This is a genomic window from Oceaniferula marina (assembly GCF_013391475.1).
Taxonomy (GTDB): domain Bacteria; phylum Verrucomicrobiota; class Verrucomicrobiia; order Verrucomicrobiales; family Akkermansiaceae; genus Oceaniferula; species Oceaniferula marina.
In genome coordinates, this window is the sequence record NZ_JACBAZ010000003.1 from 325,167 (window position 1) to 340,568 (window position 15,402).

Below are 15,402 nucleotides of genomic sequence, written 5' to 3' on the forward strand. Positions count from 1 at the left end.
AAAAAGGGTGAAGAAGAAAAGAGTTTGGGGAGGTTACTCCTGCTCAGGCTGTTGACGCCCCATGGGTTTGCCATACATGCCAACCAACCAGGCGACGAGAACCGCGGTAAAAAACTGGCCGATAATCGCCTCCATTTGGCAAAGTGATGCCGCTTCAGGAATTTGAGGTGTGATGTCGCCGTAACCCAGCGTGGTCAGAGTCACCATGCTGAAATAGTTATACAAATGCAGCTTACTCGTCTGTACATTTTCCAACAGGGTGCCACCAAAGGCAGTACCACCCGACAGGGCATCCATCAGTGCGTAACCGGCACCCCATAACAAGCCGATAACCAAATAGATACACAGCGCAACCATGATCACCTCGCCCGTCACATGCCGGGCCCGGATCAGTCGCTTCCCAAAGGCATGAATCAGCAAAGCATAAAATACAACGAATAGAAACAAGGCGCCTTCTCCACTGAAGGGCAAAACCTCGTAAATCCCCAACCAATGCAAACACACGGCAACCAGCACCAAAACCACAATCAGCGTGCGATGCTTCTTTTTGTTCTGCGCAACACTGGCGGCAAACAACAAGGTGACCGACAACCAGATCTGGACGATCACCGTGGTCCAGGAGTTTTGGGGAATAAATGGCGTCAAAAACAAATACGCCAAGAGAAAGGCCAGTAGCCTAGTAAACTGTTTTTCTGACTTCCGGCCTTTCATGGTTTTCATTCATTGTCACTGGCTTTTGCACCTTCAACACGGGGAGCCTGATCATCCAGCATCTTACCCCAGTTCGTCCGGTTCTTCATCTTCTCTTTGACATCCCCTGGGATCGCCTGAGTCCGGTCACGAATTTCCCATCCACCTCCGAGAGCCTTGTACATCGAAATCAGATTCGTTGCGATGCTTCCCTGGATGGCGGCATACTGGTCCTGCTTTTGCGTCAAGGAACGGATAGAATCGAGCACCCGCTGATAATCGGCAAGGCCTTCTTTATACTGTAGCATGGACAACTCGGATGACTTCTTCGAAGTTGCAACTCCCTGACGAACGTAAGCGGCTTCTTTTTTAGCCTGCACGAATCCAGTCATTCCGTCCTCAACCTCACGGGCCGCATTGAGCACCGTGTTTTGATATACGGTGATCGTCTGCTCGAACCTGGCATCCTGCACCCGGACGTTATTTTTAATACGACCGTAGTTGAGGATATTCCAACGGAATGCCGGACCAAAGGTGAAGCCATAGTTTTCAATGTTGAAAATATCATCGAGGTCCGCAGTTCCGGCATTCGACGAAGAAGTGCCAAGCGACCCAATCAACGTGAAGCTCGGATAGAGGTCCGCCTTGGCCACTCCGATCTGGGAGCTCTGCGCAATAGCGGTCATCTCAGCCCGGCGAATATCAGGGCGACGACGCAACAATTCAGCGGGAAGCCCTACGGCTACCTTCACAGGTGCCTGAGGAATGCCCTTACTCTTCTTCAGAGTATCGCGTAAGCCTCCGGGGCTTTCGCCAAGCAGCACGGACAAGGCATTTTGAAATTGAATCAGGGACGATTGGAAATTGGGTATTTGCGCCTGAGTCGTGGTGAGCAGGGTCTTGGCCTGAAGTACGTCCAGTTCCGTCACCGTTCCAGCTTCAAACTGGAGCTCCACCAACTTCAGTGAGTCCTTCTGCAGCTTCTCGTTTTGATACGCCAAACGGATCCGTTCTTCGAGCGTCCGAATGTTTACATAGGTATTGGCGACCTCCGCGGTCAAGGTCACCAGCACATCATCGTAATCGGCGACATCCGCCATCAGGCTGGCATCCGCTGATTCAATGGATCTCCGGAACTTACCCCAGAAGTCGAGTTCCCACGCCGCATCAAAGCCAAAGGTGGCCGAAGTGACATACTGGTTGGCTGGCGGGTTACCCGACTGGCGGGTACGGTAAAGGTCACCGCCCAGTGTCTGGCTCTGAGGGAACATATTACCATGCGTAATGCCCAAAAGAGCTCTGGATTCGAGAATACGCAGGGCTGCTGTGCGCAAGCCGAGGTTCTGCTTGTAGGCGGACTCAACAAGTTGATTCAGCGTCGGGTCATTGAATTGGGTCCACCACGCCATATTGACTTTGGCACCGGGACCTTTGGCCAGGCTCGCATCATATTCATTCCAAGCAGCTTCCAAGTCGCTGACGGGTTCAGAATAATTCGGGCCGACCATACAACTGCCCAGCATCACTGGCAGTGCCGCAAGAAGAATGGGTGAATATTTCATAATCTTGAACAATTCATATCGAAGTTTCTCAGAAGGTCAATACGTGGCAGAGAGATTCTCCCCGCCATCAAAGGAATTTCGCGTGGTTCAAGCCGGCTCCTGAGCTTCCTCATCATCCGAGGACGCCTCCACCTCATCCACTTTTTCTTCCACCCAGGCCATAAACAAGGTGTAGGTGATGGAGAAAACAACCGCTCCGACAAACAAGCCGATGATACCGGAAAGCATCATGCCCCCGATCGCACCCAGCAAAATGACCAGCATCGGGGTGTCTAGCCCCCGGGCCATCAACACAGGTTTAATAATACCGTCACATCCGCTCACCAGCAATGCCCAGATCAGGAAGATCACAGCTGGTGTAGTATCGTATGCGGAAAAAGCCCAGGCGGCAATCGGTCCAAGAATGATGATTGGCGGCAACTGGGCAATGGCACAAACCATCACCAACAAGCCCCAGAGTCCTGCAGCGGGAATCCCCATGATCACCATCCCGATCGTTGCCAGAATGGCCTGAATCAAGGCCACGCCAACCACGCCATTCATCACCCCTCGGATTGTGGCCGTAGCCAATTTCGTAAAATCTTCACCGCGTTCACCGGCCACACTGGTGATCACCTTGCTAGATGCCGCAAAGCCTTTTGCCGGGTTTAACATGAAAAATGCGGCGATGATAAAGGCAATCACAAACTGTAACACCGAACCCAATCCGTCCCCGATCGAGCCCAACAGGAACTTGGAAGTATTCGCTGCAAGTGGAGCCGTATCCTGGATCGCCTGCTTCAAATCCTTGGATGCGGTGTTCCACACATGGGTCAGCTTCTGCCCGACCAATGGCACATCCGCCAGCTTTTCCGGCGCAGGAGGAATATCCAATTCGTTGTTTTTTAAGTCTTGGGCAACTTCCTGCACCACATGAAAGGTTTCGGCTGCGAGAAAATAAGTGGGGACCACCAGCAATCCAACAGCAAGGCAAGTAAACAAAGTAATCGTTAGTTTGCGCCGCCCGCCCATGACCTTAATCATCTTTTCAACGAATGGCCCCAAAGCCACTGCAATAATCACAGCCCAGGCAACCGGCATGATAAAGGGCTGAATGATCTTATAGGAAATGACCACCATGATTGCCAACAGGCTTATCTTGATTGTAGCGTCGATGGCATTTTTAACAAATTGCTTGTCAGTAGGGGCGGATGGAGTGCTCATATAAGGTAAAATTGTTGGAACAAAGATCATATTGCATAACCCTCGATAAAGGTCAAGATCCCATTTGTTGCAATCTCCGTCCTTGTGTCATGCGTTTTCCAACGAAGTGATCATCCCAAACTCGGACTAACAAGTCATGTCTCTCTGGTTAAAAGGTTGAAAGGAACAAGTTCTTGTCGATTCGTGGTTTCCAATCTTTAGTCCCGGGATTAGAATCCTTTCCACGCCATGTCCTTCACACTCCACAGCGAATACGCGCCCTCCGGCGATCAGGCCCCGGCCATCGACAAGCTGGTCAAATCGATCCAAGCAGGTAATGCCCACCAGACGCTGCTCGGCGTCACCGGATCCGGCAAAACATTCACCATGGCCAATGTCATCGAACGCATCGGCAAGCCGACGCTCCTGATGAGCCACAACAAAACCCTCGCCGCCCAACTCTACTCGGAGCTAAAAAACTTCTTTCCCAACAATGCGGTCGAGTACTTCGTCTCCTATTTCGATTACTATCAACCTGAAGCATATATCCCACGATCCGACACCTACATCGAGAAAGACAGCTCGATCAACGATGAGATCGAACGACTCCGGCTCAGCACCATGGGTTCATTGATCACCCGCGAGGACGTGATTGTCGTGGCCTCGGTCTCCTGCATTTACGGCCTAGGATCTCCAGAGGACTACCAGAACATGATGCTACCGGTCAAAACCGGTGACGAACTCGACCGCGAAGATTTTCTCTCCGGCCTGGTCAGCCTGATGTTTGAACGCAATGACATCGCCTTCTCCCGGGGGCAATTCCGGGTCCGTGGCGACGTCGTGGAAGTCCACCCGGCCTATCTGGAAGATACCGCCATCCGGGTTGAATTTTTTGGTGACGAAATCGAACGCATCTCGGAAATCGATGTCCTGACCGGCAACCGGATCTGCTCACTCGACAGCCACACGTTTTTCCCCGCCAAACAGTTTGTTACGGAGAAAGAGAAGCTCAACCGTGCCATCCACGCCATCAAAGCAGAGTGCACCGAGCGAGTGGAGTGGTTTGAAAAGCACGACAAACTGATCGAGGCACAACGCATCCGGATGCGCACCGACTTCGATATCGAGATGATGCAGGAAATGGGTTTCTGTCAGGGAATTGAAAACTACTCACGCCACCTAACCGGACGCAATGCCGGTGCCCGACCTTACACCTTGCTCGATTTTTTTCCGGACGACTACCTGCTGCTGATGGATGAATCCCACGTCAGTGTCCCTCAGGTCGGCGGTATGTATGAAGGAGATAAAAGCCGCAAGACGGTACTCGTGGATCATGGGTTCCGCCTGCCCAGCGCGCTGGATAACCGCCCGCTCCAATTCAAGGAGTTCATGCAAATGACCAAGCAGAGAGTCTATGTTTCGGCAACGCCGGGCCCCTTCGAATTTATCAATTCCCGACCCGACAACAAACGCTACATCCCATGGAAACGGGGCGAATTATCCGCCGCCCAGGCGCTGAAACAAATCCGAAAAAATATCCGCCCGAGTGGTGCTGATCAGAATGTGGATGATTTTAATGTCAGCTCGGCAGGATCGAACCTCATCGTCGAACAAATCATTCGACCTACGGGACTGCTGGATCCCGTGATCACACTTAAACCCCTCAAAGGACAAATCGATGAAACCATCGACATGTGCCGCGAACGCGTCGATCGCGGAGAGCGGGTGCTGGTCACCACCCTGACCAAAAAAACCGCTGAAGACCTATCCGACTACCTCAAGGAAACCGGACTCAAGGTAAGCTACATCCACGCTGATGTCGGTGCGATCGAGAGGGTCGAAATCCTGCGCTCTCTACGAGCCGCAGAAATTGACATCCTCGTGGGAATCAATCTGCTCAGAGAGGGACTTGACCTGCCGGAAGTTTCACTCGTCTGCATCCTCGATGCCGACAAAGAAGGCTTCCTGCGCAACGAGACCTCCCTGATTCAGACCGCGGGCCGGGCAGCCCGTCATGTCGCCGGCGAGTGTGTGCTCTTCTGTGACGAGGTCACCGACTCCATCCAAACCCTGATGCAGATCAGTGCTTACCGCCGCGAGCGGCAAATTGCCTACAACGAAGAACACGGTATCACCCCCACCTCGGTAATCCGCGCGGTCCAGGAAAGCCTCAGCCAATACCAATCGACCCAGAATGATGCCAACACCCTCAATCAGGGAATGGTTGCCGAGGACGAAGCCAGCTACAATGCTGTGCAAGTGATTGCCGAACTCGAAGAGGAAATGAGGGAAGCTGCAGCCAAACTGGAGTTCGAACGTGCCGCCCACCTGCGGGACCAGATCAAGCAGTTGCAGAAGCAGCAATAGCAAGCAGCGACGGCATTACTCACTTTTTTTAAACGCACAGGCACCGATACCTGACAGGCGGCGGTCACGGCTCTTTACTTTCGATTTGAATGTAGGTGTTTGCTCAAGCATTGGGTCGACCTGATAGACGCCCTCTGTTTCCTTGACCGGCAGTGACGGGCGCCTGTCACCATCACTGCAGAACCAAGCATTTTTATGGAAGTCAAAGGTTTCAGGCTTCGTGTTCGGGCCAACATTCACAAATGTCTGCACCCGCTTGTCATAAACAACCAGATTCGCTTCAAACACTCCCTGTTGACAGGGTTGGAAGGTATCTGTGGGCTGCTCTTGAAGAATGCGCACGACCCATTTTTGAGGATACACCATCGTATTCATGCGCACCTCACACTTGATAGAAGTCACAAAGGCAACCGGTGACATACTACCGACGAAGTAGTTTCCCTGGACTTTGATCTCCTTCGCCTCGTAACCCTTTGCCTTGGGACGGAAAAATTTCAAGCCCGTGCTCCCGCCAAGGTTCACAGCTCTGAGTCCGGCGTCCTTAAAGAAGCTGCGCATGATGGTGACTCTTTCACTTCCCCCTTTGGCCTGAATGCCACTCTGCTGGGAATACCCTTGTTTACCCCTGAACTGGCATTGATCAATGATGCCGTCGCGGCATCCCACCATATCAACCGCTGATCCGCCCCAACCGGAAATCGAGCAACCCTTCACTACAAACTGAACAAGTCCCGAGAGCTTCAACCCATCGCGATTTCCGCTCGGTCCGATATTCTCAATCCTCACATTTTCGAATCGCATGCCCGTCGACGGCGAATCATAAGAACCTCCATCATCGGCATTGATCCCATTCGCTGAACAGCCAGAGACATGAACGTTTTGCAGCGTAATGAAATGACAGTTCACAAAGTGCAGGGCTTCCTTCCCCCCGCTGAACACTGGTGGGTTTTGTTTATCCGCACCCGTAATCAGAATCGGCCGATCTTTGGTTCCCTTGACGTTTTTAATCCAAAATCCATTCCCGTAGTTTCCAGGGGCGAGGGAGAGTGTTACTCCAGGTTTCAATCGTCCCAACTGCCTGCGCAGTTCATCCGTATTATCCACCTTGAGGACTTCACCACAGGCAAATCCGGAACAAAACAGCAGCCAACTGCACAGCCATGCGGCTTGACTCTTGCTCATCATTCCTTGGATGATGGTTTACGAAGTTCCTGGGCAACGGTGAGGTAATAGTTTCGCCCCGTCGCTGTGACCAATTTTTCAGCAAGCATTTCCAGCGCTTCTGCCTTCAACGTGCGGGCGGAAGCATCGTCAGGATGCAACGCGAGAAGGTGATCACATAACTCGGCGCACCATTGCGCATCGTCATCAGCCAAGGCTTGTTTGGCCGCTTTACGTAGCGCTGGCTCTCCGCCAGCCAACGTGACCATACGCTTGGCTTCTTCAGCCGGTGGCAGTGAAAACAAATGTGTCGGATTACCATCAAACCATCCCAGATAACCAGTAAAAATCGCACGCACCCCCCACTCGATGTTCCCGTAGTATTCACGCAAGTAATCCAGATTTTGTAAGTGCTCGGGCAATTCGACATAGGAGACCAACTCATCAGGAGTCATTCCCTGATTGATGCCCTCGATCGTTTTGTCAAAGATATGCTGGAGTGCATCGCGGTAATTCGTCAAAACTTCAACCGTTTGTTTTTCCCCGAGTATCGGCCGAGTGTGGCCGGGCACCGCATGAAGTGGCTTTTCCTTGATCATCATATCCAAGCTCCGGATCCACCCCCGGACATCACGGTAAGCGGTTCCACGAATGGCATAGAGGTTTGGCCATGATTGATAGAAATTATCTCCGGTAAACACCACACGCTCTTTGGGAAACCAAACGTAAAGTTGGTCCGTTGTCTCACCCGGTGCGGCAACCAGTTCCAGTTCAAGCCCCGCAACGCTGATCTTCTTCCGCCCGTCTCGAAACGTTTCTGTCGGAACCGGAGGATCTCCGATAAAGACGTTGCGGTTCTTGGGAGGATACACTGCTGGTGCAATCCCATTGTTGATTCGTTTTTCCGGAGGTAATCGGAATCCGCCCTGCCGAGCTCCTCGTAGTCCATTGATGGTAACACCTCCGTCATCAAAGTGATTCCCCTCCGTATTAAAAGGAGTCCGTGCATAAATCGCCGGCACCCCTTCACCCTCGCTCATAAAAACCGAGGCTCCACCGGTGTGATCACCATGGCCGTGTGTCAGAATGATTGCCTTGATCGGCAGATCGGATGTTTTTCTGAATTCCTTCAATACGGCCTTGGCGTGGTCAGCAAACATCCCGGTGTCCACAATCACCAAGCCTTCCGGCCCTACAATCATGGAAATATTCGCCGGACTGTATCCCGATGCACAATACACCGACGATGAAACCTTCGTGATAACAGGCTTCAGGTGCTCCGATCGCTGCTTAAGCAACTTGGTGGCATGAGATTCTTCAGCATGAATCACAGACAATGGCTGAGCCACGATCATAATAAATAGAATGACCTTTTTCATCTTAGAGTGATAAAATCATCATCGACTTTTGCAAGTCGAAGTTTTCCCCCACTGCAAAGTAAAGCAATCGATCATTCCTATCAGGCTGCCTTACTTCCATTGCCCGGCTCGGAGCTATGGTTTTTTAATACGATACTTGCCGAGGGCGCGAACATAAACAACACATCCGTGCTCATCTGCACAATCAATCTGCTGGGTCTTGCCGGTCTCAAGCCTGGAGTATTCACCCGGCTTCAACGTCTTGGCTGTATTCTTCTCCGCTTCCCCAATAGTCAGAGCCCCCTTGACAATCACAACATGCATTGTCCCACCTTCAGGGATAATTTCACCCTTGAATCCCGTGGGTAATCGGACAAACGATCCACTTACCGTCTCATTGCCGGGTTTGCCCCAGAGAAATGCCATTTCAGGAGAAGCCGCGGCCGTTTGATCGGAAGGACTTTCTATCCAGGTCGTTTCCGAAGCTGACAACCAGACAATATTCGAAGGTGCCAGATTCACCGGCCGTTCCCCCAGGTCTTCCGCTTTCTCCTTCGGGAGAACCAGATATGGACCGCTATCGATCTCTATGTAGGCCAGCACGTTTTTTCCCTTTGCAGCAGTGATATGCACTTCTCCAGCAGGCTGAGTCCAAAACGATCCCGGAGGCATCCACATTTCGGCCGCTTCAGGATCATCATTGTGAACCTGCCCACTGATCACCACACCTCGGTAAGTGACATTGTGAATATGGGGTGGCGATGAGAAACCATCGGCAAATTTCACAAGAAACCCCGAAGCGGCCTGCTTTGTGCGATCGTTCCACAGATTGCCTGCTCTCGGTCCTTTCTCCCCACGGGCTGGGTTCAAGGCTCCCCAGTCGATATCGCCTAACGTCACCACACCGCTCTCTGTTGAAGCCTTTTTTGTTGCCTCCTCAGCACCGGCACTCACCGCCAAGCCAAACCAAACCACCAATAAAAGATCATTTTTCATAAGCTGTAATTTACGTTTAAAGAATTCCGATGCATGGACTCATGCAAAACCAACCCGTGAAGCTACATACTATCAGCTGTCATGTCAACATGAAGTCACATGCCAGGTTAAGCTACAACAATGCCAACATCCCTCGAACGCGCGACTACACAATTTCTCATCGCCATCACTCCCATTGGAACCCCGGGCTCAGGTTCATCAGGCATTGCCAACGCCCAGACTTTCGGATTCGATTTCACGGGTGCCAATTGGGACAGCATCACCGACAGCGTGGAAATCCGCCTCTACGGGTGGGACGGAACCGGCAATATGCATTTCCAGGACACTACCATTACCGGGGCCTCGGTGACCCTCATTCCTGAACCCTCGTCCTGCATTCTTCTGGGACTGGGTGGCCTCGCCTCCATCCTGCGCCGACGCCGATAGACCACCCGTCATTTCCATTCCCCAGCCCGCGCACATCGGTATAAAAAACCGGTGAAGGCTACTCGTTCACCTTCCAGACCGACTCGATCATTCGGTATCCCTCGGGGTCATGGCGCTTGAGCTCATCTCGGTTAAATGGATAGAAATCGTTTTTACCAAAGTAGGCTTCGGTAAGCTCGGCGAAGTATTCCTTCTCGTTGTTCATTGCATAGGCACGTTTCTTTTTCCCGCTCACATGCATGACCGCGTCATACGACCCCGACTTTTGCGCCTGTTGAAATGCCCGGGTGATCCCAGGGTGCTTAAAACCATGAACACGGTGGTGATAGGCATGGGCGAGTTCATGCAAAACCATCATCGGTTGCTTGTCAGACCAATCGATCAAATTGTCGATGTTCTGTAGCTCGATCGTCCGCACTTTTTCCGGCATCCGATCATTCGCTTCCAACCATTTCGGGTTGGGATGGTAGCAGGCTCCGCGACGAATATCCTTGTTCAACCAAATCGGCACCTGCATCAGGTCAGGTAATACCACAGCGGGGACATGCTCTTTCACATAGCTCAATTTGGCATCCAACAAGTCCAACGCTTCCTGTCGGCGTGCGTGCCCCTGCAGGGATTTTTCGACATGCACCGTCCACCCCTGAAGTTGGACGGGTTCGTAGTCACTTACTTCGAGACTTTTTTTTTAGCCTTCTTCTTCGGAGCATTGACTGAGGCTTCTTTTTTAACCGCATCGAACTCCGGGTTCACGCAGCGTTTGCCCCAGCGTTTATAGGTTGCTTGAATCCCCTCTTTTGACTCAGGGTATTGCCCCTTGTCATCGGTTTGTTTGATCCACGTGTCCAAGATCTCTCGGTGCCGCTTGAGCTCGGCAGCATACTGTGGGTCATCGGCCAGATTGTTCACTTGTTCCGGATCTTTTTTCAGATCGTAGAGCTCTTCTTTCGGTCGCTTGCCAAAAAATGCCCACTCGGGAACCTTGCCCAATTTGCCGCTGGCGTGCAGTTCTCGCAGGCGCTTGGTTGGTGCTTGTCCGTCACGATACTGCGGCTGGAGCAGGATGCGGTCGGTCATGAAGTTGCGAATATAACGAAGCTTCTCCGTCCGCACCGTCCGAATCCGGTCGATGGTGTAATCGCAGCGGTCACGCGCCGAGATGACATACTCACGTGCTTTGTGGTTCTTTCCGAACAAGTCCTGGCCATCCAGATAATCGGGCAACGGAATACCTGCCAATGCCAGTGTGGTGGCCGAAATATCCAGCGTGCTCATCAGTTCCGGACGCGTGGCATTCTTGGGAATTCCCGGGCCGGAAATAATCAGAGGAACATGCACACCGCCCTCATAACAAAACTGCTTATGCCGCAGCGAGTGGTTGTTGCCGTGATCGGAAAAGAAAAACACAATCGTTTTATCCAACAGACCATCCTCCTTGAGCTGCTGCATGATTTTGGCGACATGCCCGTCCGTTACTCGCACCGTATCGTAGTGATGTGCCCATTCCTTACGGAACATTTCCTCATCAGGAAAATAGGCAGGCACCTTCATCGTAGAGGGGTCCACCTTGTCCTTGAGCCCCTTGGTGCTTGTTTTTCCACCACCAAGCTGAATCTGACCAAACCACGGTTTACCTTCCGCCACGTCCCGCCAATGGCCACTGCCTTTTTTGCCGTAGAAACCCTTCTTGGGTTTCGGGTTGCCCAAGGTGTAGTGCTCGTCTCGCTTGTATTGAAAATTGTAATCGTCTTTACCGCGGTTAAAGGTGGCATATCCGTTCTCCTTGAATATCTGTGGCAAAGTCTTAATCCCTTCGGGCAGCTGGATCATCGCTTTCGGATCGCGCGACGAGCGGTGGTTGTGCGTCCCTGTGGTCGTCTGATAGACACCAGTGATCATACCGGACCGGCACGCGGAACAGACCGGAGCTGGCACGTAGGCACGCTCAAAGCGGACACCGTTGGTCGCCAGTTGATCGAGAGTCGGCGTTTTTCCCGCATTCCCCGGGTGTCCGTAGGATGCCATCCACGGCGAGAGGTCTTCACAATAAATCCAGAGGATGTTCGGGCGTGTTTCCGACCCGGAAGTCTCTGCAGCTTGACTCGCGAATCCGCTGGCACCAAATAATGCCGCGGCAACGGCTGTTCGTAATCGTTGGCTGATTTTCATAATCTGTTTATTCATAATTCCACTTGAGCACCCAGGGGTCACTTGTTTCCCGCTGGGATTGCTTTAGTTTTTTCTGATACCGTTCGAGCAGCTCGGCATACTCCGGGTTGCTTGCCAGATTGTTGGTTTCGTCCGGATCTTTGGCGATGTCGTATAATTCGAATGCCGGCCGTTGGATATAGGATTCCACGGTGCGATTTCCGTATGTTGCCTGTTTCCCCTTTCTGTATTGGGCCTTCCAACTCGATGCCGCCCACAAATCCGTGGCGAAGGGATACGGCTGATGGTGGGCAATATTCCAAATCAATTTGTACTTCCGGTCACGGATCACGCGCATCGGATAATACATCTGAATCTCATGGAAGGTGTGCGATGCGGAAACTTGATCCCAGCCCTTCACTGAGGTTTGATCCAGGATAGGCAACCAGGACCTCCCTTGATAGGACTTGAGTTTTTTACCCATATTTTCAAATTGCTCCCGCTCGGGGATCGCTGCCATTTTCTTCGGACTCTGATTTTTTGCATTATATCCGCCTGCCATATCAAGGATGGAGGGCGTGATATCCAGGTGGGAAATCATCGCGGTCGAGACCACCCCTTTTTTCTTTTGACGTGGATCACGCACCACAAAGGGAACCCTCAAGCCAGCTTCGTAGACCGTCGTTTTTGCCCCGGGAAAGGCCATCCCGTGATCCGCTGTAAAAATAATCACCGTGTTCTCCCATTGACCCGCCTGCTTCAAGAGCTTCACCAACCGTCCCAACCCTTGATCCACTCTGGAACAGGACTGGTAATACTGGGCGATTTCAGCCCTACACGTCGGCGTGTCAGGAAGAAACCCGGGAACCAACACATCCTTCGGATCATAAAACACTTCTTTAACCCCCTGATGGTGGGCCTTATCGGGAAGGTTCCCAAACAGATTCGGCTTCAATTCCACATCCGCATTCTTGTCCACTCCACCACTTCGATGAGGACTATGAGTTGCCAGATAGAGGAAAAATGGCTTCTCATCATCGGCCTCAATAAATTCCCGGGAGCCTTCCACCATGCCAACCGCATTGTGATGGCTCGCTTTGAGGTATTGGTCAAAATGATAGACCGATTCCGGTGCCACGTGGTACTTACCCATCTGCGCCGTGCGGTATCCATTCAAACTCATTTGCAATGGGAGGCTAATCGACGCCATCGCCTTAAAGGTCGAAAACTTATGGTAATCATGCGCGTGGCCAAATTGCCCATTGGCATGGTTGTGAACCCCCGTCATGATCACCGACCGACTGGCCGAGCAGCTCGCCGTCGTCGCGAAGGCTTCAGTAAAACGAGTCCCTTCCGCGGCCAGGGCATCAAGGTGAGGTGTCTGGATCACCTCATTGCCATAACATCCGGCAATCGGCGATTGGTCATCGGTCACAAACAAAATAATATTCGGTTTACGATGATTGCCTTGCGCAAGGCAAGGGACACAAGCGAACAGAAGGAGAAAGAGTATTCGATGGATATTCATTGGATTATTTGAATGATTTGGATTCGTGTCAGATAGATGGATGTCGGTGGAGCGACGCAGCGGGTATAAAAGGAGCCCGATTTACCTACTTAGAGTTGCTCTTTCTCTTTTTCTTCTTTGTGGGAGCAGGTTCCGGCAGCCCCAAATGCCCGCGCATGCGTGCGATGTAACTTCCGCCATAGCCCTCGGTCACCGCATTCAGCTTGGCCAGTTTTTTTATCACCGACTCCGGTAATGGCTGCAAACGATCCAAAGCATTATAAGCATAGATGCTGGTAAAGGAATCGCTCTGCTTCGTATCCGCGAATGCGACCAATCGCTGCACTGCCTGTTCGGCCTGCTGTTTATTTCGGGGGCTTCGGGCCAGAATTTCGGCTGCGACCAAAGCCGGCAAGCCTCCCCGCTTCATCGTCCTTAGCAAAAACGCCTCATACTTCACCACGTCACTCTCCGGCAAAGTCTGTAAATAGACGGCGAGCCAGTATGACTCCAGCAGGGGTAGATCTTGTGTTGTCCACTTTTCCAAAGCTCTGTCCGCCTCACCCTTGGGCAGCAGTGACAAGCGGGCGTAGGGTAAGATGCTTTCCGGGTCGTAATGCTTCTTGGCCAGCTCGGCCGGCGTAACACCTAACTTTTCAGCTTGCTGGTGCATCATCGGTTCGGGAAGTAATACAAGATCGCGGGTATTCACCACTTGTTGTTCATGGGCTTGTCGCATTGCCAACAAGGTCTGATGATGTTCCGGCACAGCGGCCAAATTGACCGTCTCATGAGGGTCCTTGCTCAGATCGTAAAGCTCCTCCGCCGGGTGAGATTTCCAAAATGCCGATTGCACGGTATTGGTTTCCCCCTTCTGAAAAAGCTCGAACCATACACGTGTCGCAGGTGTCTGCATTTGGTAATACAATCTCTGACCATGAGGCAAAAAGGGCAGGTAATTGCGGATATAAACAAAGCGTCCGTCGGTAAGCGAACGACTCACATCCGGCCGCTCATCCATCCGCCCCCGAAAACCAAAAGAATACTTGGGAGCCTCCGTCTGGTATTTTCCGAGAAACGCACGCCCATGCTGCCATTCCGGCGGTTTCACTCCGGCCAAAGATAACACGGTGGGCGCAAGATCGACAAAACCAACCAGCCGCTCACTCTGGCCACCCGCACGATAACCCTCCGGTGCCAGATGCCGGAATTTTTCCGGTACATGCACAATCATCGGGACATGCAGCCCGGACCAACCGGCATAACGCTTACCACGTGGCATCCCCGAACCATGATCGGCATAATAAAAGACAATCGTGTCGTCTTCCAAACCCGCCTGCTTGAGCTCATCCAGACAGCGTTGCGCCTGCCGATCCACCTCCGTGAGCCGATCATAATACTGTGCCCAATTTTTTCGGACCTCCGGTCGATCCGGATGGTATGGAGGCAAGCTCACCTTGGATGGATCGTGCTGCGGGTTAGGATGCGCATTCCGGATCTGGCTTTCATGCGATTTGGTAAAATTGAAGATGGCAAAAAACGGCTTCCCTTCCGGGCGGCTTTTCCAGTGGGCTTTGGACGAGGATTCGTGCCAACCTTTGTGTTCCACCCGAATATTGTAATCCTCCTTGGCTCGATTCGTACAATAATAGCCGGCCTCACGCAGTAAAGCCGGATAGAATGTCAGCCACTCCGGAGCCTTCACCCGCGACCGCATATGCTGGGCACCCAGAGACGGGGCATACATCCCAGTGATGATCGTCGTGCGCGCCGCAGCGCAAACCGGGGCCGTAGAACTCGCTCGCGTGTAGATCATCGATCTCGATGCGAGAGCATCCAGATGGGGCGTCGTCGCATAGGTATCACCATAACACCCGAGATGTGGGCCATGGTCCTCTGCCGTAATCCACAGAATGTTGGGTCGCTCGGCCGCCAGTGCAACAGAGGACGCAAGTAATAAAACCAAAGCAGGCAGGTTGCAGAACAAACGTATCATATCGGCTTC

The 15,402-nt window shown here is 52.2% G+C and carries 12 protein-coding genes; 2 read left to right on the forward strand and 10 right to left on the reverse strand.

What is annotated here, in order from left to right:
• Positions 1-33: 33 nt before the first annotated feature.
• The 3 genes from HW115_RS09445 to HW115_RS09455 all read right to left on the reverse strand — a co-directional run bounded on the left by HW115_RS09445 (position 34) and on the right by HW115_RS09455 (position 3,455).
• On the reverse strand, positions 34-720 hold the full coding sequence (locus tag HW115_RS09445) for a potassium channel family protein (RefSeq protein WP_178932372.1): 687 nt from the start codon (positions 718-720) through the stop codon (positions 34-36).
• Entirely contained in the window at positions 717-2,252 is a 1,536-nt protein-coding gene (locus tag HW115_RS09450; RefSeq protein WP_178932373.1) for an efflux transporter outer membrane subunit, read from the reverse strand. Before HW115_RS09450 ends, HW115_RS09445 begins: the two co-directional genes overlap by 4 nt.
• An 87-nt stretch (positions 2,253-2,339) precedes the next feature.
• Complete coding sequence (locus tag HW115_RS09455) at positions 2,340-3,455, reverse strand: AI-2E family transporter (RefSeq protein WP_178932374.1); 1,116 nt, start codon at positions 3,453-3,455, stop codon at positions 2,340-2,342.
• A gap of 228 nt (positions 3,456-3,683) precedes the next feature.
• Between HW115_RS09455 and uvrB the strand changes: the two genes are divergently transcribed.
• Positions 3,684-5,801, forward strand: a complete 2,118-nt coding sequence (gene uvrB / locus HW115_RS09460) for an excinuclease ABC subunit UvrB (protein WP_178932375.1) — start codon at positions 3,684-3,686, stop codon at positions 5,799-5,801.
• Between the two features lie 15 nt (positions 5,802-5,816).
• Here the strand turns inward: uvrB and HW115_RS09465 are convergent, their stop codons facing one another.
• The 3 genes from HW115_RS09465 to HW115_RS09475 form a co-directional block, all read right to left on the reverse strand.
• The gene (locus HW115_RS09465) at positions 5,817-6,986 is read right to left on the reverse strand and encodes a right-handed parallel beta-helix repeat-containing protein (protein WP_178932376.1); all 1,170 of its coding nucleotides are present in this window, start codon (positions 6,984-6,986) and stop codon (positions 5,817-5,819) included.
• A complete protein-coding gene (locus HW115_RS09470) occupies positions 6,983-8,341 on the reverse strand; it encodes an alkyl/aryl-sulfatase (protein WP_178932377.1) in 1,359 nt (452 codons plus the stop codon). The genes HW115_RS09465 and HW115_RS09470 overlap by 4 nt, the downstream gene beginning before the upstream one ends.
• 114 nt (positions 8,342-8,455) lie before the next feature.
• On the reverse strand, positions 8,456-9,316 hold the full coding sequence (locus tag HW115_RS09475; RefSeq protein ID WP_178932378.1) for a DUF4437 domain-containing protein: 861 nt from the start codon (positions 9,314-9,316) through the stop codon (positions 8,456-8,458).
• 120 nt (positions 9,317-9,436) lie between these two features.
• On the opposite strand from HW115_RS09475, the gene HW115_RS09480 reads away from it, so the two are divergent.
• Positions 9,437-9,742, forward strand: coding sequence for a PEP-CTERM sorting domain-containing protein (locus tag HW115_RS09480; protein WP_178932379.1), 306 nt, complete (start codon positions 9,437-9,439; stop codon positions 9,740-9,742).
• Positions 9,743-9,800: 58 nt separating this feature from the next.
• Here the strand turns inward: HW115_RS09480 and HW115_RS09485 are convergent, their stop codons facing one another.
• The 4 genes from HW115_RS09485 to HW115_RS09500 all read right to left on the reverse strand — a co-directional run bounded on the left by HW115_RS09485 (position 9,801) and on the right by HW115_RS09500 (position 15,393).
• Positions 9,801-10,376: a metallopeptidase gene (locus tag HW115_RS09485; RefSeq protein ID WP_178932380.1), complete on the reverse strand. Its 576-nt coding sequence runs from the start codon at positions 10,374-10,376 to the stop codon at positions 9,801-9,803.
• Positions 10,377-10,411: 35 nt separating this feature from the next.
• Positions 10,412-11,926 carry a sulfatase family protein gene (locus HW115_RS09490; RefSeq protein WP_178932381.1) on the reverse strand — a complete coding sequence of 505 codons (1,515 nt, stop codon included), beginning with the start codon at positions 11,924-11,926 and terminating at the stop codon, positions 10,412-10,414.
• On the reverse strand, positions 11,919-13,418 hold the full coding sequence (locus HW115_RS09495) for a sulfatase family protein (protein WP_178932382.1): 1,500 nt from the start codon (positions 13,416-13,418) through the stop codon (positions 11,919-11,921). The genes HW115_RS09490 and HW115_RS09495 overlap by 8 nt, the downstream gene beginning before the upstream one ends.
• An 85-nt stretch (positions 13,419-13,503) precedes the next feature.
• The gene (locus HW115_RS09500; protein ID WP_178932383.1) at positions 13,504-15,393 is read right to left on the reverse strand and encodes a sulfatase family protein; all 1,890 of its coding nucleotides are present in this window, start codon (positions 15,391-15,393) and stop codon (positions 13,504-13,506) included.
• Between the last annotated feature and the right edge of the window lie 9 nt (positions 15,394-15,402).

What these genes read in the sequence shown, in the direction of transcription:
- HW115_RS09445 (WP_178932372.1), bottom strand. Translation starts at nt 720, where the DNA reads ATGAAAACCATGAAAGGCCGGAAGTCAGAAAAACAGTTTACTAGGCTA.
- HW115_RS09450 (WP_178932373.1), bottom strand. Translation starts at nt 2,252, where the DNA reads ATGAAATATTCACCCATTCTTCTTGCGGCACTGCCAGTGATGCTGGGC.
- HW115_RS09455 (WP_178932374.1), bottom strand. Translation starts at nt 3,455, where the DNA reads ATGAGCACTCCATCCGCCCCTACTGACAAGCAATTTGTTAAAAATGCC.
- uvrB (WP_178932375.1), top strand. Translation starts at nt 3,684, where the DNA reads ATGTCCTTCACACTCCACAGCGAATACGCGCCCTCCGGCGATCAGGCC.
- HW115_RS09465 (WP_178932376.1), bottom strand. Translation starts at nt 6,986, where the DNA reads ATGATGAGCAAGAGTCAAGCCGCATGGCTGTGCAGTTGGCTGCTGTTT.
- HW115_RS09470 (WP_178932377.1), bottom strand. Translation starts at nt 8,341, where the DNA reads ATGAAAAAGGTCATTCTATTTATTATGATCGTGGCTCAGCCATTGTCT.
- HW115_RS09475 (WP_178932378.1), bottom strand. Translation starts at nt 9,316, where the DNA reads ATGAAAAATGATCTTTTATTGGTGGTTTGGTTTGGCTTGGCGGTGAGT.
- HW115_RS09480 (WP_178932379.1), top strand. Translation starts at nt 9,437, where the DNA reads ATGCCAACATCCCTCGAACGCGCGACTACACAATTTCTCATCGCCATC.
- HW115_RS09490 (WP_178932381.1), bottom strand. Translation starts at nt 11,926, where the DNA reads ATGAATAAACAGATTATGAAAATCAGCCAACGATTACGAACAGCCGTT.
- HW115_RS09495 (WP_178932382.1), bottom strand. Translation starts at nt 13,418, where the DNA reads ATGAATATCCATCGAATACTCTTTCTCCTTCTGTTCGCTTGTGTCCCT.
- HW115_RS09500 (WP_178932383.1), bottom strand. Translation starts at nt 15,393, where the DNA reads ATGATACGTTTGTTCTGCAACCTGCCTGCTTTGGTTTTATTACTTGCG.